At 58.6% G+C, this 26,754-nt stretch carries 24 protein-coding genes and 1 tRNA gene; 10 read left to right on the top strand and 15 right to left on the bottom strand.

Going from position 1 to position 26,754, the window contains the following annotated elements:
- Positions 1 to 498 precede the first annotated feature (498 nt).
- Entirely contained in the window at positions 499 to 822 is a 324-nt protein-coding gene (fdxA, locus tag EKA13_RS18800; protein ID WP_065760817.1) for a ferredoxin FdxA, read from the bottom strand.
- A 139-nt stretch (positions 823 to 961) separates the two neighbouring features.
- Positions 962 to 3,532, bottom strand: coding sequence for a DNA mismatch repair protein MutS (gene mutS, locus EKA13_RS18795; RefSeq protein ID WP_065760816.1), 2,571 nt, complete (start codon positions 3,530 to 3,532; stop codon positions 962 to 964).
- A gap of 321 nt (positions 3,533 to 3,853) precedes the next feature.
- On the opposite strand from mutS, the gene EKA13_RS18790 reads away from it, so the two are divergent.
- From EKA13_RS18790 to recX, 3 genes are all read left to right on the top strand, one after another.
- Positions 3,854 to 4,336 carry a CinA family protein gene (locus EKA13_RS18790; protein WP_065760815.1) on the top strand — a complete coding sequence of 161 codons (483 nt, stop codon included), beginning with the start codon at positions 3,854 to 3,856 and terminating at the stop codon, positions 4,334 to 4,336.
- Between the two features lie 103 nt (positions 4,337 to 4,439).
- Entirely contained in the window at positions 4,440 to 5,510 is a 1,071-nt protein-coding gene (gene recA, locus EKA13_RS18785; RefSeq protein ID WP_065760814.1) for a recombinase RecA, read from the top strand.
- Between the two features lie 8 nt (positions 5,511 to 5,518).
- Positions 5,519 to 5,986, top strand: coding sequence for a recombination regulator RecX (recX, locus tag EKA13_RS18780; RefSeq protein WP_065760813.1), 468 nt, complete (start codon positions 5,519 to 5,521; stop codon positions 5,984 to 5,986).
- 32 nt (positions 5,987 to 6,018) lie between these two features.
- On the opposite strand, the gene EKA13_RS18775 is transcribed toward recX, so the two are convergent.
- Positions 6,019 to 7,137, bottom strand: coding sequence for an LOG family protein (locus EKA13_RS18775; RefSeq protein ID WP_065760812.1), 1,119 nt, complete (start codon positions 7,135 to 7,137; stop codon positions 6,019 to 6,021).
- Between the two features lie 421 nt (positions 7,138 to 7,558).
- Here EKA13_RS18775 and EKA13_RS18770 point away from each other — a divergent pair, with 421 nt between their 5' ends.
- Positions 7,559 to 7,753 (top strand): hypothetical protein, encoded by a 195-nt coding sequence (locus EKA13_RS18770; protein WP_065760811.1) that lies wholly within the window; start codon positions 7,559 to 7,561, stop codon positions 7,751 to 7,753.
- A 5-nt stretch (positions 7,754 to 7,758) separates the two neighbouring features.
- Here the strand turns inward: EKA13_RS18770 and EKA13_RS18765 are convergent, their stop codons facing one another.
- Positions 7,759 to 8,178, bottom strand: a complete 420-nt coding sequence (locus EKA13_RS18765) for a quorum-sensing-regulated virulence factor family protein (RefSeq protein WP_065760810.1) — start codon at positions 8,176 to 8,178, stop codon at positions 7,759 to 7,761.
- A 204-nt stretch (positions 8,179 to 8,382) separates the two neighbouring features.
- On the opposite strand from EKA13_RS18765, the gene EKA13_RS18760 reads away from it, so the two are divergent.
- The 3 genes from EKA13_RS18760 to EKA13_RS18750 all read left to right on the top strand — a co-directional run bounded on the left by EKA13_RS18760 (position 8,383) and on the right by EKA13_RS18750 (position 10,426).
- Positions 8,383 to 9,093 carry a tRNA-uridine aminocarboxypropyltransferase gene (locus EKA13_RS18760; protein WP_065760809.1) on the top strand — a complete coding sequence of 237 codons (711 nt, stop codon included), beginning with the start codon at positions 8,383 to 8,385 and terminating at the stop codon, positions 9,091 to 9,093.
- A 245-nt stretch (positions 9,094 to 9,338) separates the two neighbouring features.
- Positions 9,339 to 9,989 (top strand): response regulator transcription factor ErdR, encoded by a 651-nt coding sequence (erdR, locus tag EKA13_RS18755; protein ID WP_065760808.1) that lies wholly within the window; start codon positions 9,339 to 9,341, stop codon positions 9,987 to 9,989.
- A 74-nt stretch (positions 9,990 to 10,063) separates the two neighbouring features.
- On the top strand, positions 10,064 to 10,426 hold the full coding sequence (locus EKA13_RS18750; protein ID WP_065760807.1) for a diacylglycerol kinase: 363 nt from the start codon (positions 10,064 to 10,066) through the stop codon (positions 10,424 to 10,426).
- Here EKA13_RS18750 and EKA13_RS18745 read toward each other — a convergent pair.
- The gene (locus EKA13_RS18745; protein WP_065760806.1) at positions 10,423 to 11,349 is read right to left on the bottom strand and encodes a LysR family transcriptional regulator; all 927 of its coding nucleotides are present in this window, start codon (positions 11,347 to 11,349) and stop codon (positions 10,423 to 10,425) included. The genes EKA13_RS18750 and EKA13_RS18745 overlap by 4 nt on opposite strands.
- A gap of 120 nt (positions 11,350 to 11,469) precedes the next feature.
- On the opposite strand from EKA13_RS18745, the gene fpr reads away from it, so the two are divergent.
- Positions 11,470 to 12,249 carry a ferredoxin-NADP reductase gene (fpr, locus tag EKA13_RS18740; RefSeq protein ID WP_065760805.1) on the top strand — a complete coding sequence of 260 codons (780 nt, stop codon included), beginning with the start codon at positions 11,470 to 11,472 and terminating at the stop codon, positions 12,247 to 12,249.
- A gap of 71 nt (positions 12,250 to 12,320) precedes the next feature.
- On the opposite strand, the gene tsaA is transcribed toward fpr, so the two are convergent.
- The 5 genes from tsaA to rimO form a co-directional block, all read right to left on the bottom strand.
- Entirely contained in the window at positions 12,321 to 13,016 is a 696-nt protein-coding gene (gene tsaA / locus EKA13_RS18735) for a tRNA (N6-threonylcarbamoyladenosine(37)-N6)-methyltransferase TrmO (RefSeq protein ID WP_065760804.1), read from the bottom strand.
- A gap of 7 nt (positions 13,017 to 13,023) precedes the next feature.
- Positions 13,024 to 13,485 carry a YehS family protein gene (locus EKA13_RS18730; RefSeq protein WP_065760803.1) on the bottom strand — a complete coding sequence of 154 codons (462 nt, stop codon included), beginning with the start codon at positions 13,483 to 13,485 and terminating at the stop codon, positions 13,024 to 13,026.
- Between the two features lie 49 nt (positions 13,486 to 13,534).
- A complete protein-coding gene (locus tag EKA13_RS18725; protein WP_065760818.1) occupies positions 13,535 to 14,245 on the bottom strand; it encodes an rRNA pseudouridine synthase in 711 nt (236 codons plus the stop codon).
- A 118-nt stretch (positions 14,246 to 14,363) separates the two neighbouring features.
- Positions 14,364 to 14,834 (bottom strand): GNAT family N-acetyltransferase, encoded by a 471-nt coding sequence (locus EKA13_RS18720; RefSeq protein ID WP_065760802.1) that lies wholly within the window; start codon positions 14,832 to 14,834, stop codon positions 14,364 to 14,366.
- A gap of 86 nt (positions 14,835 to 14,920) precedes the next feature.
- Positions 14,921 to 16,258: a 30S ribosomal protein S12 methylthiotransferase RimO gene (gene rimO / locus EKA13_RS18715; protein ID WP_065760801.1), complete on the bottom strand. Its 1,338-nt coding sequence runs from the start codon at positions 16,256 to 16,258 to the stop codon at positions 14,921 to 14,923.
- Between the two features lie 266 nt (positions 16,259 to 16,524).
- Between rimO and EKA13_RS18705 the strand changes: the two genes are divergently transcribed.
- Positions 16,525 to 18,423 (top strand): potassium transporter Kup, encoded by a 1,899-nt coding sequence (locus tag EKA13_RS18705; RefSeq protein ID WP_065760799.1) that lies wholly within the window; start codon positions 16,525 to 16,527, stop codon positions 18,421 to 18,423.
- A gap of 47 nt (positions 18,424 to 18,470) precedes the next feature.
- Here EKA13_RS18705 and EKA13_RS18700 read toward each other — a convergent pair whose 3' ends face one another.
- The 3 genes from EKA13_RS18700 to EKA13_RS18690 all read right to left on the bottom strand — a co-directional run bounded on the left by EKA13_RS18700 (position 18,471) and on the right by EKA13_RS18690 (position 22,707).
- Complete coding sequence (locus EKA13_RS18700) at positions 18,471 to 19,766, bottom strand: virulence factor family protein (protein WP_065760798.1); 1,296 nt, start codon at positions 19,764 to 19,766, stop codon at positions 18,471 to 18,473.
- Positions 19,766 to 22,408: a bifunctional lysylphosphatidylglycerol flippase/synthetase MprF gene (gene mprF, locus EKA13_RS18695; RefSeq protein WP_065760797.1), complete on the bottom strand. Its 2,643-nt coding sequence runs from the start codon at positions 22,406 to 22,408 to the stop codon at positions 19,766 to 19,768. The genes EKA13_RS18700 and mprF overlap by 1 nt, the downstream gene beginning before the upstream one ends.
- A 222-nt stretch (positions 22,409 to 22,630) precedes the next feature.
- A tRNA-Met gene (locus tag EKA13_RS18690) sits at positions 22,631 to 22,707 on the bottom strand.
- A gap of 208 nt (positions 22,708 to 22,915) precedes the next feature.
- Between EKA13_RS18690 and dinB the strand changes: the two genes are divergently transcribed.
- Entirely contained in the window at positions 22,916 to 23,980 is a 1,065-nt protein-coding gene (gene dinB, locus EKA13_RS18685) for a DNA polymerase IV (RefSeq protein WP_065760796.1), read from the top strand.
- Between the two features lie 45 nt (positions 23,981 to 24,025).
- Here the strand turns inward: dinB and EKA13_RS18680 are convergent, their stop codons facing one another.
- Both EKA13_RS18680 and EKA13_RS18675 read right to left on the bottom strand, forming a co-directional pair.
- Positions 24,026 to 24,979 carry a hypothetical protein gene (locus EKA13_RS18680; RefSeq protein ID WP_065760795.1) on the bottom strand — a complete coding sequence of 318 codons (954 nt, stop codon included), beginning with the start codon at positions 24,977 to 24,979 and terminating at the stop codon, positions 24,026 to 24,028.
- A gap of 20 nt (positions 24,980 to 24,999) precedes the next feature.
- Positions 25,000 to 26,715 carry a proline--tRNA ligase gene (locus tag EKA13_RS18675; RefSeq protein ID WP_065760794.1) on the bottom strand — a complete coding sequence of 572 codons (1,716 nt, stop codon included), beginning with the start codon at positions 26,713 to 26,715 and terminating at the stop codon, positions 25,000 to 25,002.
- Between the last annotated feature and the right edge of the window lie 39 nt (positions 26,716 to 26,754).

Genomic DNA, 26,754 nt, shown 5'->3' with positions numbered 1-26,754 from the left:
AAAAACACCCCGACTGGTTCGGGGTGTTTTTGTTTGTGTTGAGCTAGCGCCGGGTCGCCCGGGGCTGAAACATGTTGGTATGAGCCAAAGACTACCCGTGTGTTGTTACTGTGCATGCTGTTGTAAGTGATCACTTACAGTGTGCGTAAGCCAAAGCTGTAGGCGCGAGTAAATCGTTGCCGCTTTCACAGTCGGTATTTGTTTATCTGTTTGATAAATAAAGATTTTTATTTTTGCTTGGGTAACCCTCAGGTCTTTTTTTGAGAGGTTTTGCCAGTTGCTCCAGGCGCTCCAGCGATTACTATCTGCCCTGTGTCCACGGATTTGGACACAGGCCTTCAAGGATGAGGGTCAAGGACATCGCAGGATGCGATTCATCAGGATGATGAAAGGGAATAAAGGGACTACGGAAAAATGTGGGCGGGTCAAACCGCCCCTTTTTTTGTCCGCAAAAAAGAAAAGGCCCCTGTAGGGGCCTTTTGCGTAGAACGAGAGCGTTTAGCGCTCCAGATCCTTGATCTTGCCTTTGACACCGTCGAATTCCTCGGCATCGGGCAGTGCATCTTTCTTCTCGGTGATGTTTGGCCAGATCTCAGCCAGCTCAACGTTCAGCTGGATGAACTCCTGCATATCCTCAGGCACTTCGTCCTCAGAGAAAATGGCTTGTGCCGGGCATTCAGGCTCGCACAGCGCACAGTCGATGCACTCATCCGGGTGAATGACCAGGAAGTTCGGGCCTTCGTAGAAGCAGTCCACCGGACAGACTTCTACGCAGTCGGTGTACTTGCACTTGATGCAGTTGTCGGTGACGACGAAGGTCATTTCTAATTTTCTCCTCAGGCGACGGCAGCACAGCCCTTCCAGACAGGGCCGCGGGGTTTGGTAGATGGCTGCAGACCAGGCTAGTAATCTGCAGTGTCGCCAAACCGCGCGGGATTCTATCAGCTTGTGGGACGGTGCGTTAGATCAGAGTCTTTAGTGTATAGAGCATTTCGAGCGCCTGACGAGGTGTCAGGTTATCAATATCGGTTTTGCTGATTTCCTCCAGCACCGGGTGCGGTAGGCTGGCGAACAGATCGCTCTGGTGCGGCACCGCTGGCGCGCCTCTGTCGGCTACAGGCGCTGCGTCATGCGGCAGGCTCGCGGTTTCCAGGCGGCTCAGGTGTTCGCGGGCACGCTGAATAACCGGGCCAGGTACGCCGGCCAGTTGGGCAACCGCGAGGCCGTAGCTCTGGCTGGCCGGGCCAGGCAGTACATGGTGCAGGAACACGATACGTTCGTTGTGTTCGGTGGCATTGAGGTGCACGTTGGCTACCAGCGGTTCGCTCTCGGGTAGTACGGTCAACTCGAAGTAGTGCGTGGCGAACAGCGTATAGGCGCGCAGTTGCGCCAAGCGCTCGGCTGCGGCCCAGGCCAGCGACAGGCCGTCAAAGGTACTGGTGCCGCGCCCCACTTCATCCATCAGCACCAGGCTGCGTTCGGTAGCGTTATGCAGGATGTTGGCGGTTTCGCTCATCTCGACCATGAAGGTCGAGCGGCCGCCGGCGAGGTCATCGCTGGAGCCGATCCGGGTGAAGATGCGGTCAACCAGCGACAGCTCGCAACTGGCCGCCGGTACGAAGCTGCCGATGTGTGCCATGAGCACGATCAATGCGGTCTGGCGCATGTAGGTGGATTTACCGCCCATGTTCGGACCGGTTATCACCAGCATGCGGGTGTTGTCATCGAGTGCCAGGTCGTTGGCCACGAACGGGGTGGTCAGTACCTGCTCGACCACCGGGTGGCGCCCCTGGCTGATCCGCATGCACGGCTCGTCGACGAACGTTGGGCAGTTCAGATCGAGGTTCAGCGCGCGCTCTGCCAGGTTGCTCAGGACGTCCAGCTCTGCCAGTGCCGCGGCGGTGTCCTGCAAGGGCGGCAGATGGCTGATCAGGTTTTCCAGCAGCGCTTCATAGAGCATTTTCTCCCGCGCCAATGCGCGGCTTTTAGCCGACAGCGCCTTGTCTTCGAAGGTTTTCAGCTCAGGCGTGATAAAGCGCTCGGCACCTTTGAGGGTCTGGCGACGGATGTAGTCGGCAGGTGCCTGTTCAGCCTGCTTGCTGGGCAGTTCGATAAAGTAGCCGTGGACACGGTTGTAGCCGACCTTGAGGTTGGCCAGGCCGGTACGAGCTTTCTCGCGAGCCTCCAGGTCAATCAGGAACTGGCCGGCGTTTTCGCTCATCGACAGCAGCTCGTCCAGCTCGCTGTCATAGCCCGTCTTGAGGACGCCGCCGTCGCGGATCACCGCAGGCGGATTGTCGATGATCGCTTTTTGCAGCAGGTCAGCCAGTTCCGGGTAGGTGCCGGCGATAGCCGCCAGGCGTGCCAGGTGCGGTGCCTCCAGCTCGGCCATTGCGTTTTGCAGCTCAGGCAATGCACCCAGTGCATCGCGCAGGCGAGCCAGGTCGCGAGGGCGGGCATTACGCAGGCCAATCCGGGCCAGGATCCGTTCGATGTCGCCGATTTCCTTCAGCTGTGGCTGCAGCTTTTCAAAACGGTAGCCATCAAGCAGGCAGCGAATGGAGCTCTGGCGTGCCAGCAGCACCTTCAGGTCGCGCAGGGGGCGGTTCAGCCAACGGGTCAGCAAACGGCTGCCCATGGCGGTCTGGCAGCGGTCGATGACCGATTGCAGGGTATTGTCGCGCCCGCCTGCAAGGTTGACGTCCAGCTCAAGGTTGCGGCGGCTGGCACCGTCGAGTACGACAGTATCGTCAAGCCGTTCGTGCTTGAGGCTGCGCAGATGGGGCAGGGCGGTACGCTGGGTTTCCTTGGCGTAGCCGAGCAGGCAACCGGCAGCACCGATGGCCAGGGTCAGCTTCTCGCAGCCAAAACCTTTTAGGTCTTGGGTTGCGAACTGCTGGCACAGGCTCTTGCGGGCTGAGTCACGGTCGAAGTCCCAAGGCGCGCGGCGTCTGGCGCCACGACGCTTCTCGGCGGGCAAGCCCTGTGGCCAATCATCCGGGATCAGCAGTTCCACCGGGTTGATTCGTTCCAGCTCGGCTAGCAGGTTCTCCAAGCCCTTGAGCTCCTGAACGGTGAAGTTGCCGCTGGTGATGTCCAGTACTGCAAGACCAAAGAGGCGCTCATCGCCCAGTACGGCAGCGATCAGGTTGTCACGGCGTTCATCAAGTAACGCCTCATCGCTGACCGTGCCTGGGGTGATAATGCGTACGACCTGACGCTCGACCGGCCCTTTGCTGGTTGCCGGATCGCCGATCTGCTCGCAGATCACCACCGACTCGCCCAGTTTCACCAGCTTGGCCAGGTAGCCTTCTGCTGCATGGAAGGGGATACCGCACATGGGGATCGACTGGCCCGCTGACTGCCCGCGGGCAGTCAGGGTAATGTCCAGGAGTTTTGCGGCTTTCTTCGCATCTTCGTAGAAGATTTCGTAGAAGTCGCCCATGCGGTAGAACATCAGCTGATCTGGGTGCTGGTTCTTCAGCTTCCAGTATTGCTGCATCATCGGGGTGTGTGCGGAAAGATCAGACATTCAAGGCCTTACAGCGAGCAGTCTTTTGGACAATTGCGAATCGCCTAATACTACAGGGATTTTTTCTGCATTGCTGGCGCTTGGGTAATGTCAATTGCATGCTGGGTCAGTGAGTTGGATGCTCTTTATGCTCATGCATTTTAAGTTCGCTCGGCTGCATTCATTGCTTAGCGCAGCCGGCTGTGAATGCCCTTTAAACTGCTGCGTGCTGCGACACTCGATGCCGCAAGGGCGGAGCAGTAGTCGCGTGACCTGCCGCGAGCGTTTCTGCCACACGATGCTTGGTGTAGGGTAGGGCGCAAGACTTTCAAGGAGTTTGCCATGGACCCAATTACCGTTCTTGCCGCCCGGCTGGGTGAGCATCTGCGTCGCTTCAAGGCTCATGTGACCACCGCCGAGTCCTGCACGGGGGGCGGCATTGCCGAGGCGATCACCCGAATTCCTGGCAGCTCGGCCTGGTTCGAGGCCGGTTATGTCACCTACTCCAATGCACAGAAGACCCGCCAACTCGGGGTTCCTGCGGCGTTGTTCGGCCAGGTTGGTGCAGTCAGTCAGGAGGTTGTCGAGGCCATGGTGCGAGGTGCGCAGGCTGCCAGCGGGGCACGTTTTGCTGTGGCGGTCAGTGGTGTGGCCGGCCCGGAGGGTGGTTCTGCTGCCAAGCCGGTGGGCACTGTATGGCTGGCGTGGGCCGACGGCGAGCAGGTGACGGCCGAGCGCAGGCACTTCGAGGGTGACCGCGAAGCGGTTCGCCGACAAGCGGTAATCGCCGCGCTAGACGGCTTGTTACAGCTTGGGGCGGAGTAAATCGCTATTCGGGGGTAGGCGGAAACAAAACCCTGTGAAATAATACTGGCTACTTATACAGGTGTTCTGGCCGTCAGGGCCTATCGATTACGTGAGGACTTCAATGGACGACAACAAGAAGCGTGCCTTGGCTGCGGCCCTGGGTCAAATCGAACGTCAATTCGGTAAAGGCGCTGTCATGCGCATGGGTGACCATGAGCGCCAGGCGATCCCGGCCATCTCCACTGGCTCGCTGGGGCTGGACATTGCCCTGGGTATTGGCGGTCTGCCAAAAGGCCGTATCGTCGAGATCTACGGCCCTGAGTCGTCCGGTAAAACCACGCTGACCCTTTCGGTGATCGCTCAGGCCCAGAAAATGGGTGCTACTTGCGCTTTCGTCGACGCCGAACACGCACTCGACCCGGAATACGCTGGCAAGCTGGGCGTCAATGTCGACGACTTGCTGGTTTCGCAGCCTGACACGGGTGAGCAGGCACTGGAAATCACCGACATGCTGGTGCGTTCCAATGCGGTTGACGTGATCATCGTCGACTCCGTTGCCGCATTGGTGCCAAAGGCTGAAATCGAAGGTGAAATGGGCGACATGCACGTGGGCCTCCAGGCTCGCCTGATGTCCCAGGCCCTGCGTAAGATTACCGGCAACATCAAGAACGCCAACTGCCTGGTGATCTTCATCAACCAGATCCGCATGAAGATCGGTGTGATGTTCGGTAGCCCGGAAACCACCACCGGTGGTAACGCGCTGAAATTCTACGCCTCGGTTCGTCTGGACATCCGCCGTACCGGCGCGGTCAAGGAAGGCGACGAAGTGGTCGGTAGCGAAACCCGCGTCAAGATCGTCAAGAACAAGGTGGCCCCGCCATTCCGCCAGGCCGAGTTCCAGATCCTCTACGGTAAGGGCATCTACCTCAACGGCGAGATCATTGACCTGGGTGTGCAGCACGGTCTGCTGGAAAAATCGGGCGCCTGGTACAGCTATCAGGGCAGCAAGATTGGTCAAGGCAAGGCCAACTCGGCCAAGTTCCTGCAGGATAACCCGGAGATCGCTGCCACCCTTGAGAAGCAGATCCGCGACAAGCTCCTGAACCCGGGGGCGGTAGAGGCTGCTGGTAAGGCTGCGGTCGCCGATGCCGCTCCTGAAGACGATTTGGTCGACGCTGACGCTGACTTCTGATCCCGCCCATGTCCGTCGTACTCGATACCCCCGTCGCCGTAAGGCGGACAGCCATGGACCTGCTCGCGCGCCGCGAGCATGGTCGTGTCGAGTTGACGCGCAAGTTGCGTCAGCGCGGCGCATCTCCCGAGATGATCGAACAGGAACTTGACCGTTTGACGGACGAGGGGCTGCTCAGTGAGGCTCGCTACCTGGAAAGCTTCATCAGTTACCGCTCTCGCTCCGGCTATGGCCCTGCTCGCATACGAGAGGAGTTGAGTCAGCGCGGTTTGCAGCGCTCGGATATCGAGCAGGCCCTGCGTGAGTCAGGGGTAGACTGGCAGGCGCAATTGCTCGATGTCTGGCAGCGCAAGTTCGCAGGGCAATTGCCTAGCGATCCTCGCGGTCGCGCCCAGCAAACCCGCTTTCTGGTTTACCGGGGCTTCCCCATGGACTTGGTCGGCCGCTTGCTGAGCGGCCGAGGTCTGGATGACTAACGTTCCGGGTACTCAGCCTCGATCACATAGCTTCACGTGACCTTCAGCGCTTCCCGTGCATGCTGTGTGGTGTGCATGGGTTGGGGTTTGGCCCAGTTTTCCGGATGGTTGATGAAGTCCACCAGTTCGCGCAGGCGACCGTAATCGCGTCCATTGAAGGCGAAAGCCAACCGATGCAGGTGGCTGAATTGCGGGTCGTCAAGCTCCACGCAGCTGTGGGCGTGTTGATGGAAATGACCATGCTGGCGTAGATCTGCAAACACTTCTGCAATATCGAGCATCGCTGCGTCGCTGAGGCGATGATGCATGCGAATGATGAACTGGGTCTTCATCCAGCGACTGGAGTGGTAGTTACTGTAGAACTGGTTGATCTCTTCGACCGCTTCCTCTGTGCTGTGCACCAGGCGCAGCAACTTCATGTCGCTTGGCAGGATGTAGCGGTTTTCCTCCAGCTGAAGGGTAATGAATTTCAGGGCGTCCTGCCAGAATGAGCCGCCAGGGGCATCCAGCAGTACCACGGGTACCAACGGGCTTTTGCCCGTCTGGATAAGGGTCAGGACCTCCAGTGCTTCATCCAGCGTGCCAAAGCCACCAGGGCATAGCACCAGCGCATCGGCCTCTTTCACGAAGAAGAGTTTGCGGATGAAGAAGAAGTGGAACGGCAGCAGCTTGTCTGTGCCTTCGACTGTTGCGTTGGCGTGTTGCTCGAATGGCAGGGTGATATTGAAACCCAGGCTATGTTCCACGCCAGCGCCTTCATGGGCGGCAGCCATGATGCCACCACCAGCACCTGTGATGACCATCATGTCCGAGCGCGCCAGGGTGGCGCCCAGTTCTTTTGCCAGGCCATACATGGGGTGTTCGATCGGGGTTCGGGCCGAGCCGAAGACCGTTACCTTGCGCTGGCCTTTGTACTGTTCCAGCACGCGGAAGGCATGATCCAGTTCGCGCAGGGCCTGGAGGGTGATCTTCGCATTCCAGCGGTTGCTGTCGTCATGCGCCATCCGCAGGACGGTCAGCATCATGTCCCGGTAGAGCGACAAGTTGGGGCTGTTGGGGGCGACCAGCTTCAGTTGTTCGTCGACGTTGTCGAGGTTGATTCCGTTGTTCTTGAAGTAGTTCGCAAGAAGCTCATTCGGTTTGTTAGGCATTCAACTTCTCCTTTTGCAGCAAAACTGCTGGCCAGAACGCGTATTTCGATCTGGCTGCAACACTCATGTGTTGCTGGCTGCTTCAGTCCGATTTGCGAGGTCGGCATCTCGATAGGCTCTCTGGGCCTACTGGCAGCACTGATTATCGGTATGGCTATTGTTGCCGCCAGAGGCAGTAGTGTACCGGGTGTGGATACGCCTCTTTGTTGTGCCCGAAATAAAAGTGGTGGTTGGTTATTAATCTAGACCCTGTCGGGTGTTCATGCTGTCGTGATGACCTGTTCTTCATAGCATAACGATCATGGATTCATGTCGTTTCAGGTGCAGATGTCGACCGCTCATCTGATCGGATCCAATTAGCAGAGCAATCTGATTAACTTCAAGGACGATCACAGTGTTTGAGTGCAGGGAGGCATAACCTATGCGTCGGTTGATTCTGGATGTGGATACACAGTTATATGCGTCGCTGCAAATTGCAGCGCAGGCCGGTGACCTGAGCCTTGAGGAGGAGTGCCTGCGACGTCTCGAAGGGGGAGAGTGTCGTTCGCGTTACATCCAGGCACTCGTGTCCGAGTTGCGTGCCGATGAAGAGCAGCGGCGCGCTAGTGAGGGGTAACCAGATTATTTCTTTTTCTGGCTCAGGCCGCAGTCGGAGGCGTTGAAGCGCTGTACGGCTATTGGGCGATTGGTTTTGTACTCGGTAAATTCGTAGCGTAGAACCGCGCCGCGCGCCAGTAGCTGACGGTAGCCCGTGTTACGACAGACGCTGGCGCCCAATTGTCCACGAACCATATCCGGGTTCGCTCGCATTTGCTGCGCATGGCTTTCTCGTACGCTCAAATGGTTGATCAGTTCCTTGCCATCAACGGTGTAACCTTGGTCGAGAATGTCCTCGTTGATCGCCCGAGGTGTGCCAACACTGCTTTCCTTGGCAACCTTGTCCAGCATTTTGCCAAGCTCATAGTCCTGCAGCGAAGCAGCATTTGCCGCCAGAGGCAGAGCCAGCAACAGGCCGAGGGTTGGGGCGATAAAGCGCAGCATGAATTTCTCCTGGTTCGGTAACTGGCGGTTGGACCTGCGCTCTTGCGTTGCGTTCCACCATCGGCAGGCCTGTTTGCGCCAGCGCGCATCGATAGGCTGGCGATTATAGGGGAGCACAGAGCCCGGCTCCATGGCAAAAACACTCGGTGGCTGACGGCCTCTGGTAAACTGCGTCAATTGTCTCCTGCCTTCGTTGTGCCATCCATGACCCATGCTGTCTCCCGTCTGCGAGCCGATCGCCTGGCCCGCAGCGTCAAACCTTTTGTTGCACGTGGTTCGCGTGCGCCTCGTTGCCCAGGCTGTCGAGTCATTGACAGCCATTGCCTGTGTGCGTGGAAGCCACGGGTTGCCGCCGAGTCGGCCATGTGCCTGTTGATGCATGATACCGAGCCACTGAAACCGACCAATACGGGATGGTTGATTGCCGACATCATTGCCGACACGACGGCTTTTGGCTGGCAGCGCACCTCAGTGGATGAGCAGTTGCTGGCACTGCTGGAACAGCCTCACTGGCAGCCTTACATTGTGTTCCCGGGGGAGTTTGTCGAGCCGCAACGGGTGGTGACCGAGGTTGTTCGTGAACCTGGCAAGCGGCCGCTATTCATCTTGCTGGATGCGACCTGGACCGAGGCGCGAAAAATGTTTCGCAAGAGCCCGTACCTGGACCGCTTCCCTGTACTGAGCCTGCAACCTGAGCAACTGTCACGCTATCGTCTGCGTCGGTCCAAGCGCGATGATCATTTTTGTACCGCCGAAGTGGCTGCCATGTGTCTGGAGTTGGCCGCCGATCAGCGAGCTGCCGAGGCGCTTGATGCCTATCTGGATGTCTTCAGTGCGCACTACCTGGGCGCCAAGTTCCGCCGTCCTGTCGATGAACAGGATGAAGTGCATCAACGGCTGCAGCCCTTCCTATAGTACAAGGGCGTCCACAGTGTGTTCGGTTCATAATGAGCACGCAGGCAGCGCCGCAAGGTGCCGAACTTGACCACCCGGTCTGAGCTCGGCATCCTTGGCGCCGATTCAGTTGTGACGAAGCTTGAAACACTTTTATCGCCTCGTTACGCCATTTTGGCATGTGGTACTGCCTCCCAAGCCTTGAGTTGCTCCCCGCCAGGCGTCCGGTCTTTAGCGCGCCTGCATAGAACAGGATCATTAGATCGATGGCCACGTACGAAATCCTGATTGCCGATGACCACCCACTTTTTCGCAGTGCGATGCGCCAGGCCGTGACGTTGGGCCTTGGCCCGGACGTGCGGCTGGTGGAAGTGGCGAGCATCGCCGAACTGGAAACCCGATTGACTGAAAAGGCCGACTGGGATCTGGTGTTGCTGGACCTCAATATGCCAGGCGCCTACGGATTCTCCGGTTTGGTCCTGCTACGCGGGCAGTACCCGCAGATTCCTGTGGTGATGGTTTCCGCTCAGGAAGAGGCATCGGTGGTAGTGAAGTCTCGTGAATTCGGTGCTAGCGGCTTTATTCCGAAGTCGAGCCCGCTGGAGACGATTCAGGACGCCGTGCGCAAGGTTCTGGATGGTGATGTCTGGTGGCCGCCTCAGGCGTTCGAGAAAGTTGATGTTTCAGCTGAAGCCAAGGCTGCCAGTGAAGGGCTTGCCAGTTTGACACCACAGCAATTCCGGGTGCTGACCATGGTCTGCGAAGGTTTGCTGAACAAGCAGATCGCCTATGAATTGAGTGTTTCCGAGGCGACCATCAAAGCGCACGTCACGGCGATTTTCCGCAAGTTGGGTGTGCGTACTCGTACTCAGGCGGCCTTGCTGCTGCAACAACTTGAGTCTGTTTCGGGTAGCTAAAGCCGTCTGCCTTCACGCTTTTTTGACCCGAGCTGAACTAGCCTTCAGCGTTTTTAAGGATGAAGTGGTTTTTTATGTCGCCATTCAAGGGCCAAACCGGCCTCAAGCGTATTTTCAATGCTGCTGGTTACTCGTTCGATGGCTTGCGTGCTGCCTTCACCGGCGAAGCAGCCTTTCGCCAGTTGGTATTGCTCAATGTCGTGTTGATCCCGTTGGCGTTCTGGCTTCAGGTCAGCCGTGCCGAGCGGGCGATTCTGATCGCTGTCTGCCTGCTCGGCCTGATCGTCGAGTTGCTGAACTCGGCAGTGGAAGCAGCAATCGACCGTATCTCGCTTGAGCGCCACCCACTGTCGAAGAACGCCAAGGACATGGGCAGTGCTGCACAGTTGGTAGCCTTGAGCATGGTCGGCCTGGTCTGGGCGGTAATCCTGCTTTAAGGAATGCGGGGTAGCACGATTTCGTCGCTGCGCTGCACCCCGGCCGTGAAGGTTCTGCATAGCTCCAGGAATTCGCGCATCGCCGAGGTCTGGTACTTCTGTTTATGCCAGATGAAGTAGAACTGTCGGGCGAGGTCAAGCTCGGGGGTTTCCAAGGCTACCAGGCTGCCTCGGCGAAAGGCGTCTCGCAGGGCCAGGCGGGAAATGCAGCCGATGCCCAGCCCTGATTCCACTGCACGTTTGATTGCTTCGGTATGTTCCAGTTCAAGGCGGATATTAAGTGCCGAGCGGTGGTGGCGCATCGCTTGATCGAAGGTCAGGCGAGTGCCTGAGCCTTGCTCGCGCAGAATCCATGCCTCCCGTGTCAGCTCGTCAAGGCTGGCCTGGCCGCGCTGCGCCAAGGGGTGCTGGGGGGCGCAGAACACTACCAGTTCGTCCTCGACCCAAGGCTGAACTTCCAGGTCCGGGTGGTTGCAGTCGCCTTCGATTAGACCCAGGTCAATTTCGTAGTGCGCTACCTGATGCACGATATGCGCCGTGTTCTGCACGTGCAGTTTGACCTGGCTTTCAGGGTGAACCTGCATGAAGCTGCCGATCAGCAGCGTAGCGAGGTAGTTTCCGATCGTCAGCGTAGCGCCGACAGCCAAGGAGCCAAACCCGGACTTACCATTGAGCAGGTCCTCAATTTCCTTGGCCTGGTCGAGCAGTGCGACGGCCTGAGGCAGCAGTTGCTGACCCAGTGCGTTGAGGCTGAGGCGCTTGCCGGCACGGTCGAAGAGCTGGCAACTGGATTGACGTTCAAGCTCTGTGATTGATGTGCTGGCGGCGGATTGCGACAACGCCAGTATGCCAGCGGCGCGTGAGACGCTCTGGTACTGGGCTACGGCGACGAAGACTTGAAGCTGACGAAGCGTAAATCGCATATCTATATAACCGATAAGACATATCTTGATAATTCATTTAACAGATATTGTCGCTGCCACTAAACTATTGCGCAATCGCGCTCACGGTTAGCGCCGCGTTTTTCTTCAGGAGCCCTATACATGAGCAACATGAACCACGAACGTGTTCTCAGTGTCCATCACTGGAACGACACCCTGTTCAGCTTCAAGTGCACCCGTGATCCGGGCCTGCGCTTCGAGAACGGTCAGTTCGTGATGATCGGCCTGCAACAACCTAATGGCCGTCCGCTCATGCGCGCCTATTCTATTGCCAGCCCAAACTGGGAAGAGCATCTCGAGTTCTTCAGCATCAAGGTGCCGGACGGCCCGCTGACCTCGCAGTTGCAGCACCTCAAGGAAGGCGATGAGATCATCATCAGCAAGAAGCCTACCGGCACGCTGGTCCTTGACGACCTGAAGCCGGGCAAGCACTTGTACCTGCTGAGCACGGGTACCGGCCTGGCGCCGTTCATGAGCGTCATCCAGGACCCGGAAACCTACGAGCGCTTCGAGAAAGTCATTCTGGTTCATGGCGTGCGCTATGTGAACGAAGTCGCCTACCGCGAGTTCATCACCGAGCACCTGCCACAGAATGAGTTCTTCGGCGAGGCGCTGCGTGACAAGCTGATCTACTACCCAACCGTAACCCGTGAGCCATTCGAGAACCAGGGGCGTCTGACTGACCTGATGCGCAGCGGCAAGCTGTTCAGCGACATTGGTCTGCCGCCGATCAACCCGGAAGATGACCGCGCGATGATCTGCGGTAGCCCGAGCATGCTGGATGAAACCAGTGAAGTGCTCGACAGCTTCGGTCTGAAGGTCTCGCCGCGTATGCGCGAGCCGGGCGACTATCTGATCGAGCGGGCATTCGTCGAGAAGTAATCTCGCGGTTTGAACGAAAAAAAGCAGGCTTAGGCCTGCTTTTTTCGTTTTTACACCTTGCTGGTTCGGGACTATGGCTCGCGCACGACTTCCAGCACCCGGATCATGTCCGGGTGGGGATAGTGCCAGCGCACCTGCACATCCCAGAACTTTACGCCGTAGATTCGCTCGGCGGGGGGAACCTGGTACGCCGGGCGCGGGTCTTGCGCCAGGCATTGCTCGATCAGCTCTGCCAGCGGCTCGCTGAGACGCAAGGCGTGCTCTTGTGCCTGATGCAATGCCTGGTCGCTCCACTCCACCTGGATCGGTGCGGGCGGGGCGCTGGCCATCGTATTCACCGCATCGCCAATGCTGTCGGCATAGGGAACGTACGGCTTGATATCCAGCACGGGGGTGCCGTCCAGCAGGTCGATACCGGAGAGGAACAACCGACCCGGTTCAACCTTCTCCAGCCTGACAACGGACTGACCTATGCCGTTAGGGCGGTGGGTGGCGCGCGTTGCGAACACCCCGATGGACTTGTTGCCTCCTAGGCGTGGCGGACGCACCTTCAGCCGAGGTTTGTCCTCCAATGCCTGATGGAACAGGAACAGCAGCCAGATGTGGCTGACCTGCTCAAGACCGGCGACTGCATCGCCCTGATCGAACGGCGGTAGCAGTTCGAGCACCCCGCGCGCGGCTGGCGCCAGTTGGGGTTGACGCGGGATGGCAAACTTTTCCTTGAAACAGGAGTGCAGGATGCCGACGGGGGCGACACTGTGGTTCATCGGCGCCTCAACCACGTACCCGCAGGGTCAGGCCCTTGAGGAAGTTGCGCAGCAACTGGTCGCCACAGGGGCGGTAGTTACTGTGCCCGACCTTGCGGAACAGTGCGCTGAGCTCTGGCTTGGAAACCGGGAAGTCGACGGCCTTGAGAATCGCGTGCAGGTCTTCTTCCTTGAGCTCAAAGGCGACACGCAATTTCTTCATGACAATGTTATTGGTCACCGGAAGCTCGATCGGCAGGGCCGGGCGGCTCTCGTCCTTGCCGCGCTTGAAGTACACCAGACCGTCAAGGCAATGCGCCAGGACTTCATCCGGGCAGCGGACGAAGCCTTCTTCATCCTCTTTTTTCAGGTAGGTGGCGATGTCGGCCTTGCTGACGTCCAACCCACCCAGCTTGATGAGTTCAATCAGCTTGGCGTCGTTGATTTCCAGCAGGTAGCGCAGGCTGCGCAGTACATCGTTGTGAATCATGAGAACAATCCTGATCGGGGGCGCCACCCGAGTGGTAGCGCCTGTGGTGCTAGAACTTTTCCTGAGCCGCCAGATAGCGCCATTGGCCCAGAGGCAACTTGCCCATGGCTACGCCGCCGAGGCGAAGCCTGCGCATGCTGACAACGCTCAGGCCGACACTTTTGCACAACTGCACGATGACGCCGGGTGCCGGGTTTTTCAGTGCGATGCGCAGGCGCGTTTCGTTCTGCCAGCTGGCCTTGACCGGCGGCAGTGTATTGCCTTGCCAGATCACCCCGCGGTTCAGTCGTTCAAGGCCGTGGGCGATGATCTCGCCACTGACTTCGACGACATACTCCTGCTCAAGCTTGGCAATGTCCTGGGTGAGCTTGCGCAATACCCGCCAGTCCTGGCTGAACACCTGCAACCCGCTGGCACCTTCCTGGAGCAGGGCGGCACTCGTCAGGCGGCTGAAATGGCCCTTGAGTGGGCGCTTACCGTAACGGTGCAGTTCGGACAGGCTGAGCGCATTGATACTGTCCAACGCGCTGTCGAGGGTGTCTTCGGGTTGTTGATTGAGCAACAGGGTGACCGGTTCCAGTGCTTCGGCCTTGGCGCCGGGCAACAGTTCGACCTGCTCGCTGCTGACCTTGTGCTGTGGTTCGTCGACGATCTGGCCGTCCACTGTGACCCAGCCACCCTCAATGAACAGCTCTGCCTCGCGCCGGGAGCAGCCGACAACTTCGATAAGGCGTTTGGAAAGACGAATGGGTTCAGACATGACGACAGCCGTGGCACAGGGAAAGGCCACCATTGTACCCGGCTGGTCCCGGTTAATCCCGGCAACATTCGTCGATAGCGCGGTTTTGCCCTATTTCGGAGTAGTACTACGTTGGCTGTCAGCCTGAAGTTAAAGACAGTGTATGAACAAGCCTTAAGTGGAGTAGGGGGTAAGGTTGTCCCATGCCGTCGGTTTCTGATCGGCCGATGATTTCAAAGCCTTGTTTGAGATAGAAGCCTAGCGCCTGTGGGTTTTGTTCATTGACATCCAGTTGCTCTGCATTCAGGTGCTCGATGGCGTAGCGCAATAGTTGTTTGCCTACGCCCTGGCCGCGGTAGTCCGGATCAACGAAGAGCATTTCCACGCGTCCGGCGGCAACCCCGGCAAAACCGCTGATACGCTGCTGGCGGTCTTTGCAGCAGATCAGTATGACGGCGTCGAGATACTGTTTGCGCATCTGCTCGCGCAGCAGGCAGATATAGTCGTTCGGCAGAAAGTCGTGGGTGGCGCGCACCGAGGCTTCCCAGACGCGGATCAGTTCTGGGTAGTCGTTGAAGCTGGGGGTTTGAACCCGATGAAGCTGGGGCATTTCAAGGGTCTCCTCTGTGGGATGAGGAAACCATAGCCGTAAAAAAGCCCCGCCATCGCTGGCAGGGCTTTTTCAGACGCGGTTGATCAGAGGGTTTCGGCCCACAGATCGTATTCGTCGGCTTCGGTTACGCGGCACTGCACCTTGTCACCTGGCTTGAGGTCGCGGTCGCTTTCGACATAGACCACACCATCGATCTCTGGCGCATCGAAGAAACTGCGGCCAATGGCGCCTTGCTCGTCGACTTCATCGATGAGCACTTCGATTTCCTTGCCAACTCGCAATTGCAGGCGTGCGGCACTGATTTGCTGTTGATGGGCCATGAAGCGGTCCCAGCGATCCTGCTTGACGTCGTCTGGTACGACTTCAAGGCCCAGGTCATTGGCCGGTGCGCCTTCGACGGGCGAGTACTGGAAGCAGCCGACACGGTCAAGCTGGGCCTCGCTGAGCCAGTCGAGCAGGTACTGGAAGTCTTCCTCGGTTTCACCCGGGAAGCCAACGATGAAGGTCGAGCGGATAATCAGCTCTGGGCACTGCTCGCGCCATTTCTTGATGCGTGCCAGGGTCTTGTCTTCGAAGGCCGGCCGCTTCATCGATTTGAGCACTTTCGGGCTGGCGTGCTGGAACGGAATGTCCAGGTACGGCAGGATTTTGCCCTCGGCCATCAGTGGGATCACGTCGTCGACGTTTGGATACGGGTAGACGTAGTGCAAGCGCACCCAGACCCCAAGGCTACTCAGTGCTTCGCACAGTTCGAGCATGCGGGTCTTGACCGGGCGACCGTTCCAGAAATCGGTTTTGTACTTGACGTCGACGCCGTAGGCGCTGGTGTCCTGAGAGATCACCAGCAGCTCCTTGACGCCGGCCTTGACCAGGCGCTCTGCCTCGCTCAGCACTTCGCCCACCGGGCGGCTGACCAGCTTGCCACGCATCGACGGGATGATGCAGAAGCTGCAGCTGTGGTTGCAGCCTTCGGAAATCTTCAGGTAGGCGTAGTGGCGGGGCGTCAGTTTGATGCCTTGTGGTGGCACCAGGTCGATCAACGGGTTGTGGTCCTGCTTGGGCGGAATCACTTCGTGGACGGCGTTGACCACTTGTTCATATTGTTGCGGACCGGTCACGGCCAGTACGCTTGGGTGTACGTCGCGAATGGCGCCTTCTTCGACACCCATGCAGCCGGTGACGATCACCTTGCCGTTTTCGGCAATGGCTTCACCGATCACTTCCAGCGACTCGGCCTTGGCCGAATCAATGAAACCACAGGTGTTGACCACTACCACATCGGCATCCTGATAGGTGGGCACGACTTCGTAGCCTTCCATGCGCAGTTGGGTCAGGATGCGCTCGGAATCGACCAGGGCCTTGGGGCAACCCAGGGAAACAAAGCCAACCTTGGGCGTGGTGGGCGTAGGGGTGGTGGACATGACTAACCTCGGTGTTGAAGAGGTTGCCAGGCCGAATGGCGCGACAACCTTGGCGGGCGTTTGGGCGCCTCTGATCAAAAAGTGCGCAATTCTAGCGAGCGTAATCCTACTTGACCAGCAGAAATACGACGAACGCTGCGCTATGCTTCGCGGCGTTGTGCCAGCGTTGATGTCAGTTGCTGCGGGTCACCGTTCGCGGATTGCATAAATGCTAGCATCTGGCGCGAATTTCTCAGGCTTCAGGGGCTTGGTTGCGGGAGTGGTTGATGGTTCAGGCAAGCAGTCATGCCGATACCGGGCAGTCGGCGGCAAAACCGCTAAGCCTGCTGGTGGCAGCGGTCGGGGTGGTTTACGGTGATATCGGGACCAGCCCTTTGTACACCCTCAAGGAAGTCTTTTCCGGCGGCTATGGGGTACCGGTCAACCATGATGGAGTACTGGGTATTCTGTCATTGATCTTCTGGTCGCTGATTTGGGTTGTGTCCATCAAGTACGTGCTGTTCATCCTGAGGGCTGATAACCAGGGTGAAGGCGGGATCATGGCGCTGACGGCGCTGGCCCGACGAGCAGCGTCTCCGTATCCGAAACTGCGCACGTTACTGGTGGTATTCGGTTTGTTCGGTGCGGCGCTGTTCTACGGCGACAGCATGATCACCCCAGCAATCTCGGTACTGTCGGCTGTCGAGGGGATGGAGTTGGCCTTCGAGGGCATCGGCCATTGGGTCATTCCGGTGGCGCTGGTCATTCTGGTGGGGCTTTTCCTTATCCAGCGTCATGGCACGGCTCGAATCGGCATTTTGTTCGGTCCGGTGATGGTTGCCTGGTTTCTGGTACTGGCTTCGCTTGGCGTGCATGGCATTGTTCAGCGGCCTGAAGTGCTTCAGGCGCTCAATCCCCTGTGGGCGGTACGCTTCTTCATTGTGCATCCCGGTATGGGCGTAGCGATTCTTGGGGCGGTGGTGTTGGCGTTGACGGGTGCTGAAGCACTGTATGCCGACATGGGGCATTTTGGTCGCAAGCCCATTGCACGGGCCTGGTTTGCCCTGGTGTTGCCAGCGCTGGTGCTCAATTACTTTGGTCAGGGTGCCTTGATCCTGGAGACGCCGGATGCCGCACGCAATCCGTTCTACCTGTTGGCACCGGACTGGGCGCTGATACCTCTGGTCGGTTTGGCGACGCTGGCGACGGTCATTGCCTCCCAGGCGGTGATTTCCGGGGCCTTTTCCCTGACTCGCCAGGCGATCCAGCTTGGCTATGTGCCGCGTATGCACATCCAGCACACCTCCAGTGACGAGCAAGGGCAAATCTATATCGGCGCCGTGAACTGGTCGCTGATGGTCGGGGTGATTTTGCTGGTGCTCGGTTTCGAGTCCTCGGGTGCCCTGGCCTCCGCTTACGGTGTAGCCGTGACCGGGACCATGCTGATCACGACCTTGCTGGTTTCTGCTGTCATGTTGCTGTTGTGGAAGTGGCCACCGGTTCTGGCTGTACCGGTATTGGTAGGCTTTCTCTTGGTCGACGGGCTGTTCTTTGCCGCCAACGTGCCGAAAATTTTCCAGGGTGGCGCGTTTCCGGTCTTGGCGGGTGTTGTCCTGTTCATGTTGATGACCACGTGGAAGCGCGGTAAACAGATTCTGGTTGAACGGTTGGATGAAGGAAGCCTGCCGCTGCCGATCTTTATCAGCAGTATCCGCGTGCAGCCGCCCCATCGGGTTGAAGGTACTGCTGTGTTCCTCACTGCACGGGCGGATGCCGTGCCCCATGCGCTGCTGCACAATATGTTGCACAACCAGGTGTTGCATAAACAGGTCGTGCTGCTGACTGTAGTCAACGAGGATGCGCCGCGCGTGCCTGCCCAGCAGCGCTTTGAGGTCGAGGCCTACGGTGAGGGCTTCTACCGGGTCATTCTGCACTTCGGCTTCATGGACGAGCCAGATGTGCCTGCAGCACTGAAGTTGTGTCATCTCGAGGAACTGGACTTCAGCCCAATGCGCACCACCTACTTCCTCAGCCGGGAGACCGTGATCGCTTCGCGTCTTGTGGGGATGGCGCGGTGGCGTGCGACGGTGTTCGCGTTCCTGCTGAAGAATGCCAACAGTAACTTGCGCTTCTTCAACCTGCCGCTTAACCGCGTGATTGAACTGGGAACCCAGGTCGAAATGTAACGGGCAAAAAAAACGGGCTCCGCTGGGAGCCCGTTTGCACAGTCGACTTACTGTTGTTCGGCGACGTTGGTTTTACCTTGACGGTTTTCGATGCCGTCGATCAGGCGTTTAGCCAGGGCCGGGTAGTTCTCGTCGAAGTGATGGCCGCCCGGCAGCTTGAGCCGCTCGCCGACGGCCGTACTTTCGGTACAGCCACTTTCGTCGGTTTCCTCCATGCCATAGACACAAAGCACCTTGGCAGCGGGCAATTTGGCCATTTCCGGGCCGGTTGGCGCCTCTTTGCCAGCATTGCCCAGCCAGCCTTCGACTTCGATTTCAAAGCTGCCACTGCGGGCAAAGGCCAGCAAAATCACTGCGTCAATGCGCTTTTGATCTTCGCTGGGTAAGCGGTTGTAGATTGCCGGCAGCACGTCGGCGCCGAAGGAGTAGCCCGTGAGTACGAAGCGCTTGGTGCCCCATTTCTGGCGATAGTGTTGCATCAACTCGGACAGGTCGACGGCGCTTTGCTCTGGAGTTTTGTGCTGCCAGTAGTAACGCAGGGTATCTATACCTACCACCGGGTACCCCAGTTTGGCCATTTCACCCGCGACGTCCCGGTCCAGGTCGCGCCAGCCGCCGTCACCGGAGAGGAACAGCGTTACGGTGTCAGCCGTCTGCCCGGCAGGTACTTCAACAACCGGGATGCTCATGGCGTTGCCGTCCTGACCAATCAGTGCCTGGGTCAGTTGAGCCTTGAGTACTTGAGGCAAGTGGACGTCGTAGTCGCTGATGCTGGTTTCTGCATTTTGCTGATCACGGACGAAGGCCGCACTGGCGTCATCCGGATTGTCGTTCCAGGCCACGCTCCAGTGGCCGTGCGCGGCTGACTTCGGCAGAGGGGCAGGGCAGCCTGCCTGCTCAAGGGTGAAATCGACCGAAATCGCCTGAGCCTTGTCGTTTGTCTGTTCGGACAGCCAGCGCCATGCCTGTGCGGCGCCAGGGCCGATGCCCGCAACCAGAGTGGCGTCGCCCTGAAGTTGCTTGAGCGCCTCCTGCACAACCTGCTGCTGTTTAGCGCAGTCGGTGACCGGCAGGATCACTTGAACGAGTTGGGCGCTGCCACTCTGGCTCAGGTCGAGCAGTTGTTTATCACTCAGGGTTTGATCCTGAGAGACGGCTACGAGCACGCGGGCCTTGGCTTGGGTGCCAGGCGTTGTACGGGTCACGGGGCTACCGTCTTGCAGTGACAGGTGTTCCAGTTGTGCCTGTGGTGCTGGTCGTGTCCAGAGCCAGAAGCCCAAGGCGACGGCAATCAGGGCTGCCACCAAGGTTGTCAGTGCGTACAGCCAATAGCGTCGAATCATTAGCGTTTCACCAATCCAGTCAGGCCGCCGGCGATCAGGGCGGCAGTGTCGGCCAGCGCTACCAGCGGATCAAGTCCTGCGGGTACGGCCATGTAACGGGGTTCCCAGTCGGGCTGGAACTTGTCTTTGAAGCGGCGCAGGCCCTGAAAGTTGTAGAGTTGTTCGCCGCGCTGAAAAACCAATGAGCCCAATCGTTGAGTCAGTGGTGCGCCACGCCGTGGTTGTAGCCCGGACAAGGGCACCATGCCCAGGCTGAAACGAGCGTAGTCATGTTTTTTATAGTGTTGGATCAGACCGATCATCATGAATTCCATGGTCAGCTTCGGTGCTTCTGGGTGCGCGCGCATCAGGTCAAGGCTGGCCAGTTCATGGCTGTGGGTTTCCAGCAGGTTGGCGAACGCCACCGGACGGCCTTCGAACCGGATCAAGGCAATGCGAAAGTGCTGCAGGTAATCGGCGCTGAAGCGGCCCAGTGAGAAGCCTTTCTCACGTACGTTCTTACCGGTCAGCCACGCATCGGATATGACCTTCAGTTCTTCCAGCGGTGCTTCTCCTGGTTCATGAATTTCCAGGGTCAGCCCGTCCCGACTGCCGCGGTTCCAGGTGTAGCGCAGATCCTTCATTTCCTTGCCCTTGGCTTCAAGGTCGAAGCGCTTGAGGTCGACGCGTGCTTCTTCGCCCAGCTTGAGTGCGGTCAGGCCGATGTCCATATAGAACGGCAGGTTCTCCGCGCGTACCTGATAGAACACCGGGCGGGCGTGGTGAACATCGCAGAGGTCGCGGAACTGCCAGATCATCTCGGCACGTTGTTGAGCAGGGCCGATGGGGTCATACAAGGCGACCAGGCTGCGACCGCGACGTGCGTACATCAGGAAGGCATTGTCATCGGGGTGAAACAGCAGGGCCTTGTCGCCGGTCAGGGCCAGGCCACCGTCGGGCTGGTCCGAGGCGAGCAGGATGTGCTTGGCGCGCTGCAGTTCGTCGTCGTTTGGCAGGTGAATGACAGGCTTGGCGGTGCGCAGTAGCCACGTGAGTGCAACGATCACCAGCAGTACTGCGCTGCCCAGCGCCGAGCGCAGGCCGCGCGGTGCGTCAGCATCCAGGGTGAATTGCCACCACAGTTGATGGCTGTAAGGAACGTCCTGATAGGCGAATAGCAGAAGCCAGATCGAGGCACCCAGTACGCAGGCGCTGGCGACGACGTAGACAGGTGAAAACGGTAACTCCAGAAGGCGGCTGGGGCGATAGAACGAGCGACGAAACAGCGCCAGCAGGCATGCGGTGAGGATCAGAATGCTGGCCTCTTCCCAGTCGAAACCCTTGAGCAAGGACAGCAAAGCGCCCACCAGCAGCAGGATGGTGGTTAGCATCCAGGCTGCCGAAAGGCGCCGACGCAACCCTTGGGCCAGCAGTAGGCAGAGTACGCCAACCAAACTGGCGCCGAAGTGAGATGCGTCGATTAACCGATGGGGTACCAGGAAGCCCATGTGTTCCAGGCGGGTGTCAATCTCAGGGGTAGCACCCGAAAACAGCAGGACCACACCGGAAAGGAACACCAGAACCGCCAGTACTGGCGCGGCAAGGCCGGAGGCCGCCCGCATGGCTTGACGGGCAAAAAGAAAGCGTCTCGCCTCGGTGGCCAGCAGCGCTACGCAAGCCAGCAGCAGAGGAAGCACTACATAGATCAGTCGGTAAATCAGCAGTGCGGCAGCCAGTGGGGCAGCACCCAATTGGTTGGCGAAGGCTGCCAGCAGAATGGCCTCAAATACACCAACGCCGCCGGGAACATGACTCAATACACCAGCAGCCAGTGCGATGAGGTAAACCAGCAGGAAGGCCCCAAAGGGCGGTGCTTCTGGCAGGAGCAGATAAAGCACTGTGGCTGCAGCGGCGACATCCAGTGCAGTAATGACCAGTTGCAGTGCGGTCAGTCGAACGCCTGGCAGGCGCAAGGTGCGTCGACCAATCTGAACCAGCAGGTTATCGGCAATGGGTTGTTCGGGCAGGCGTCGACGGTAAAGGCCAAACGCAAGGAGCGCGCTTAGCGCGAGAACCAGTACCGCAAGGCTCGCCAGCAGGCTCGCTGGCAGGCGCAGCGCCGTAGACGCAGCGTGCAGGTCGCTAAGGGTCGCGAGCGCGGCCAGCGGCGGTAGCGCGCAACCCAGGGAGAGGCTGGCGAACAAGGTCATGCGCGCCACCTCGGACGCTCCCAGACCATGCCGCGCATAGAGGCGATAGCGCACGGAGCCACCAGACAGCAGCGACAGGCCAATGGCGTTGCCAATGGCAAAAGCAGTAAAGCCACCCAGTACCAGGGTTTGGGGGGCAAGCTTCACATTGGCATAGCGGCTGGCCGACCACTCATAACCGAGCAGGATGATAAAACCGATCAGGGTAGCCAGCAGTGCACCACCAAGTGATGGCAATGGAACACTCAGCAGTGAGTCGTGCAGCGCATAGATATCCAGCTCGTTGAGCATGTGCCGGCAAGCCACCAGCGCAATGCCGAACAGCAACAAGGTTACAGTCAGGCCAATGGGCTGGCGGTACTTGCTGACGCGCTCAAGCCAGCGCAAGCGCTGCGGCGCAATTGGCTGTGCTGCCGTTACGGAAGTCTCGATCTCAGTGGTGTGAGTGCGCATCAATCACCTATCGGATTGTGCGCGACAGGATGGAAGTACCCAGTCAAGTTACCAATCCCTGTGGAAAAGATTTACAGAATATTACCCTGTCATGATGCTTATGCGATGCACCGGGTTGGTTAAAGAAGTTTCATGCTGCCCTGGAGTAGGGCGGAGAGGGGGGGCGTATGACGAGCGCAAAAAAAAAGGCCACTTTTTTCAAAGTGGCCTTTTTCAGACGTTTGGTTGCGGGAGCCGGATTTGAACCGACGACCTTCGGGTTATGAGCCCGACGAGCTACCAGGCTGCTCCATCCCGCGTCTGTGGAACGAGATTCTACAGTTTTGCGCGATGCTGTCAATAGCGATGTGGAAAAAAACCTTTTCGTTCAAATATTTAGCCAGCCTGTAATGCCCTGCGAGGCAGGCGGGCCATGGCTTGTGCCGGGTTTTGCATCCTGTCGGGTGCACGGCTCGGCAACAGGGTGAGATACTGCGAGCACTCTTTTTACGGGTTGCTTGGCCAATCATGCCTCAACGCAAGATCATCCATATCGACTGCGATTGCTTTTATGCCGCCATCGAAATGCGCGATGACCCCCGCTTGGCGGGTCGGCCTATGGCGGTCGGCGGCGCTGCCGAGCGGCGAGGGGTCATTGCGACCTGTAACTATGAGGCCCGGGCCTTCGGTGTGCGCTCTGCCATGTCATCACGGCATGCGCTAAAGCTGTGTCCAGACTTGTTGATCGTCAAGCCGCGCATGGATGCTTATAAAGAAGCATCGCGTGAGATACAAAACATCTTCCGCGACTACACCGATCTCATCGAGCCCCTGTCTCTGGATGAGGCTTACCTGGATGTGTCAGACAGCCCGCACTTTTCCGGTAGCGCCACGCGCATTGCCGAAGATATCCGTCGGCGGGTTTCCCAGCGTTTGCACATCACGGTCTCGGCGGGAGTGGCGCCCAACAAGTTTTTGGCCAAGATCGCCAGTGACTGGCGCAAACCCAACGGTTTGTTTGTGATTACGCCTGCGCAGGTTGAGGAATTTGTCGCGGTGTTGCCGGTGAGCAAGCTGCATGGTGTCGGCAAGGTAACGGCGGACAAGCTCGGTCGGCTGGGCGTTGTCAATTGCCTGGAGTTGCGCGATTGGAGTCGCTTGGCGCTGGTGCGCGAGTTTGGCAGTTTTGGCGAGCGACTTTTCAATTTGGCGCGGGGCATTGATGAGCGCGCCGTGCAGAATGATTGTCGGCGTCAGTCGGTCAGTGTTGAGAACACCTATGATGCCGACTTGCCCGATCTGGCAAGTTGTCTGGATAAATTACCCGCATTGCTGGATGCACTGGCAGGTCGCATGGCGCGTATCGATAGCAGTTATCGGCCGGGTAAACCGTTCGTCAAGGTCAAGTTCCATGACTTTACTCAGACCACGCTGGAGCAGGCGGGGGCAAGCCGCGACTTGGAGAGCTATCAGCATCTGATGAGCCAGGCATTTGCCCGTGGCGGCAAGCCTGTGAGGCTACTTGGGATTGGGGTGCGCTTGCAGGATTTGCGCGGGGCGCATGAGCAACTAGAGCTGTTTTCGCTCGATTGAGGTGGGGCACGTCAGGCACGTACCCACTACTCATCGGTCAGGTAATCAGTGAGCGCCAGGATCGGCAACCAGACGGCCGGCTTCTGTGGTCAGTGACTTGAGGAACTCCTGCTGCAGTTCTGGATCGTTGCGGGTCAGCTCGATCAGGCTCTGCTCCAGTTCGCTCGCCTCTTCTTCCATGCCCAGTTCTGAAAGACGCTTGACGCGATGAACCCATTGGCTGACTTCATCGTCTTCCAGGTCGTCGAAAATCAGGTCGTGGGCTTCTACCAATTTGCCACGCAGCGTACTGCTGAGCAGCAGGCTGGCATCGGCACGGACGTTGTTTTCCTCATCGGTTACTTGCAGATGCAAGGTGCCGACATGGCTGAGGTTTTGGTCGGTGAAGGGGTCGTCAAGCAGGTTCAGGCGCAGAATACCGTTACGGTCGGTAGTCAGCTCATGTGTCAGCTTGCCTGCCTTGATCTCCACGGGGCGTTCGCTCCAGGGCAGGCTGGTTTTTTCCTGGCGCTTGTCCTTCTGAACCTCATCGATACCGGCCAGGTTCTGCTGGGCGCGACCGTTGGATTGTGTGTTCATGAATGGGTTCAGGCCAGCGAAGCCATAGCTGAGCCAGTCGTGAGTAACGCTGTCTGGCAGATTGCCCAGTGTGAAGACGTTGACGATGTTCGCGCCTACACCGGCTACCACCGCGACCGCACCCAGCGGGATCTCATAGATTTCCCGCCAGGGCTGATAGGGGGTGTAGCGATCGTAACGACGCGTCACTTCAAACTCGGTGACTTCGAAGTTTTTCTGCTCTTGAATGCGCACGCGGCGTTGTGGCAGCTCAAGCACCTTGGGCTCCCCGACATCGATCTGCAGGCTATGCTCGAGCAATTTGCGCTCGATGCGCTCCTCGTGCTCGCTACGCTGTGACATCTGATTGGCGCAGCCGCTGAGGAGCAGGGCACCGCACAGTGCGGTGCCCCCCAAGGTAAAGGTACTTCGCTTGAACATGATTACTCTTGCGTTGGCTGTCAGCGACGGATGCGAGCTTGCAGGAACGACAGGGCATCGGCCAGCGCCAGAGGCTGAGCATCGCGTTCGGTGCGGTGCTTGTACTCCAGGTTGCCTTCGGCCAGGCCGCGATCACTGATTACGATCCGGTGCGGGATACCGATGAGTTCCATGTCGGCAAACTTGATGCCAGGGCTGGTCTTCTTGTCACGATCGTCCAGCAGAACCTCGAAGCCGGCAGCGGTCAGGTCGGCATACAGTTTGTCGGTCGCTTCACGAACCTGCTCAGTTTCGTAGCGCAGCGGTACCAGGGCGATCTGGAACGGGGCGAGGGTATCGCTCCAGATGATGCCGTTTTCGTCATAGTTCTGCTCGATTGCAGCCGCAACGACACGGGATACGCCAATACCGTAGCAGCCCATTGTCAGGGTTACAGGCTTGCCGTTCTCGCCCAGCACCTGGCACTTCAGGGCTTCGCTGTACTTGGTGCCGAGCTGGAAGATATGCCCGACCTCGATGCCGCGCTTGATGACCAGGGTGCCTTTGCCGTCAGGGCTTGGGTCGCCTTCCACGACGTTGCGCAGGTCAGCGATCTGCGGAACCGGCAGATCGCGCTCCCAGTTCACGCCGAAGTAGTGCTTGTCGTCGATGTTGGCGCCGATGGCAAAATCGCTCATCAGGGCTACGGAGCGGTCGATAATGCACTCCAGTGGCAGGTTCAGCGGGCCCAGGGAGCCGGCGCCAGCACCAATGGCGTCGCGCAGTTCGGCGTCGTTGGCCATGACCAGCGGGTCAGCGACCTGCTCAAGTTTGGCGGCCTTGATTTCGTTCAGTTCGTGGTCGCCACGTACAACCAGGGCAACCAGCTTGCCTTCTTCGGCGCCATGAACGATCAGGGTCTTGATGGTGCGCTCAATCGGCAGGCCGTGGCCTTCGACCAGTTGGGCGATGGTCTTGGTATCTGGCGTATCGACCAGGCGCAGTTCCTCGGTAGGGGCAGGGCGAGCCGTTTCCCGTGGAGTCGCTTCGGCTTTTTCGATGTTCGCTGCGTAGTCGGAGCTGTCGCTGAAGATCACATCGTCTTCACCCGACTCGGCCAGCACGTGGAACTCGTGGGAGTAGGAGCCGCCGATGGAGCCGGTATCAGCTTCTACCGGCCGGAAGTTCAGGCCCAGGCGAGTAAAGATATTGCAGTAGGCCTGGTGCATGCGGTCGTAGGTCTGCTGCAGGGAAGCCTGGTCAGTATGGAAGGAGTAGGCGTCCTTCATGATGAACTCACGGCCACGCATCAGGCCGAAGCGTGGGCGGATCTCATCACGGAATTTGGTCTGGATCTGGTACAGGTTCAGTGGCAGCTGTTTATAGCTGTTCAGCTCGTTGCGGGCCAGATCGGTGATGACTTCTTCGTGGGTTGGACCGACGCAGAACTCACGGTTGTGTCGATCCTTCAGGCGCAACAGCTCCGGGCCGTACTGCTCCCAGCGGCCAGACTCCTGCCACAATTCGGCAGGCTGGATGCTTGGCATCAGCACTTCCAGGGCGCCGGCAGCGTTCATTTCCTCGCGCACCACGGCTTCGACCTTGCGCATTACCCGCAGGCCCATCGGCAGCCAGGTATAAAGGCCGGATGCCAGCTTGCGGATCATGCCTGCACGCAGCATCAGTTGGTGGCTGATGACGACTGCATCGGAAGGGGTTTCTTTCTGGGTGGCGAGCAAATATTGACTGGTGCGCATGGTAGGCCGTTGTCGGTTGCTTAACTGAAATGACCCGCA

Source organism: Pseudomonas defluvii, from assembly GCF_001695625.1.
Lineage (GTDB): Bacteria > Pseudomonadota > Gammaproteobacteria > Pseudomonadales > Pseudomonadaceae > Aquipseudomonas > Aquipseudomonas defluvii.
Note: the sequence above shows the minus strand (reverse complement) of the source record. Positions and strands in the feature narration are given on the sequence as shown.

Coding starts and splice junctions, on each gene's coding strand:
- fdxA (WP_065760817.1), bottom strand. CDS start 822: ATGACCTTCGTCGTCACCGACAACTGCATCAAGTGCAAGTACACCGAC.
- mutS (WP_065760816.1), bottom strand. CDS start 3,532: ATGTCTGATCTTTCCGCACACACCCCGATGATGCAGCAATACTGGAAG.
- EKA13_RS18790 (WP_065760815.1), top strand. CDS start 3,854: ATGGACCCAATTACCGTTCTTGCCGCCCGGCTGGGTGAGCATCTGCGT.
- recA (WP_065760814.1), top strand. CDS start 4,440: ATGGACGACAACAAGAAGCGTGCCTTGGCTGCGGCCCTGGGTCAAATC.
- recX (WP_065760813.1), top strand. CDS start 5,519: ATGTCCGTCGTACTCGATACCCCCGTCGCCGTAAGGCGGACAGCCATG.
- EKA13_RS18775 (WP_065760812.1), bottom strand. CDS start 7,137: ATGCCTAACAAACCGAATGAGCTTCTTGCGAACTACTTCAAGAACAAC.
- EKA13_RS18770 (WP_065760811.1), top strand. CDS start 7,559: ATGCGTCGGTTGATTCTGGATGTGGATACACAGTTATATGCGTCGCTG.
- EKA13_RS18765 (WP_065760810.1), bottom strand. CDS start 8,178: ATGCTGCGCTTTATCGCCCCAACCCTCGGCCTGTTGCTGGCTCTGCCT.
- EKA13_RS18760 (WP_065760809.1), top strand. CDS start 8,383: ATGACCCATGCTGTCTCCCGTCTGCGAGCCGATCGCCTGGCCCGCAGC.
- erdR (WP_065760808.1), top strand. CDS start 9,339: ATGGCCACGTACGAAATCCTGATTGCCGATGACCACCCACTTTTTCGC.
- EKA13_RS18750 (WP_065760807.1), top strand. CDS start 10,064: ATGTCGCCATTCAAGGGCCAAACCGGCCTCAAGCGTATTTTCAATGCT.
- EKA13_RS18745 (WP_065760806.1), bottom strand. CDS start 11,349: ATGCGATTTACGCTTCGTCAGCTTCAAGTCTTCGTCGCCGTAGCCCAG.
- fpr (WP_065760805.1), top strand. CDS start 11,470: ATGAGCAACATGAACCACGAACGTGTTCTCAGTGTCCATCACTGGAAC.
- tsaA (WP_065760804.1), bottom strand. CDS start 13,016: ATGAACCACAGTGTCGCCCCCGTCGGCATCCTGCACTCCTGTTTCAAG.
- EKA13_RS18730 (WP_065760803.1), bottom strand. CDS start 13,485: ATGATTCACAACGATGTACTGCGCAGCCTGCGCTACCTGCTGGAAATC.
- EKA13_RS18725 (WP_065760818.1), bottom strand. CDS start 14,245: ATGTCTGAACCCATTCGTCTTTCCAAACGCCTTATCGAAGTTGTCGGC.
- EKA13_RS18720 (WP_065760802.1), bottom strand. CDS start 14,834: ATGCCCCAGCTTCATCGGGTTCAAACCCCCAGCTTCAACGACTACCCA.
- rimO (WP_065760801.1), bottom strand. CDS start 16,258: ATGTCCACCACCCCTACGCCCACCACGCCCAAGGTTGGCTTTGTTTCC.
- EKA13_RS18705 (WP_065760799.1), top strand. CDS start 16,525: ATGGTTCAGGCAAGCAGTCATGCCGATACCGGGCAGTCGGCGGCAAAA.
- EKA13_RS18700 (WP_065760798.1), bottom strand. CDS start 19,766: ATGATTCGACGCTATTGGCTGTACGCACTGACAACCTTGGTGGCAGCC.
- mprF (WP_065760797.1), bottom strand. CDS start 22,408: ATGCGCACTCACACCACTGAGATCGAGACTTCCGTAACGGCAGCACAG.
- dinB (WP_065760796.1), top strand. CDS start 22,916: ATGCCTCAACGCAAGATCATCCATATCGACTGCGATTGCTTTTATGCC.
- EKA13_RS18680 (WP_065760795.1), bottom strand. CDS start 24,979: ATGTTCAAGCGAAGTACCTTTACCTTGGGGGGCACCGCACTGTGCGGT.
- EKA13_RS18675 (WP_065760794.1), bottom strand. CDS start 26,715: ATGCGCACCAGTCAATATTTGCTCGCCACCCAGAAAGAAACCCCTTCC.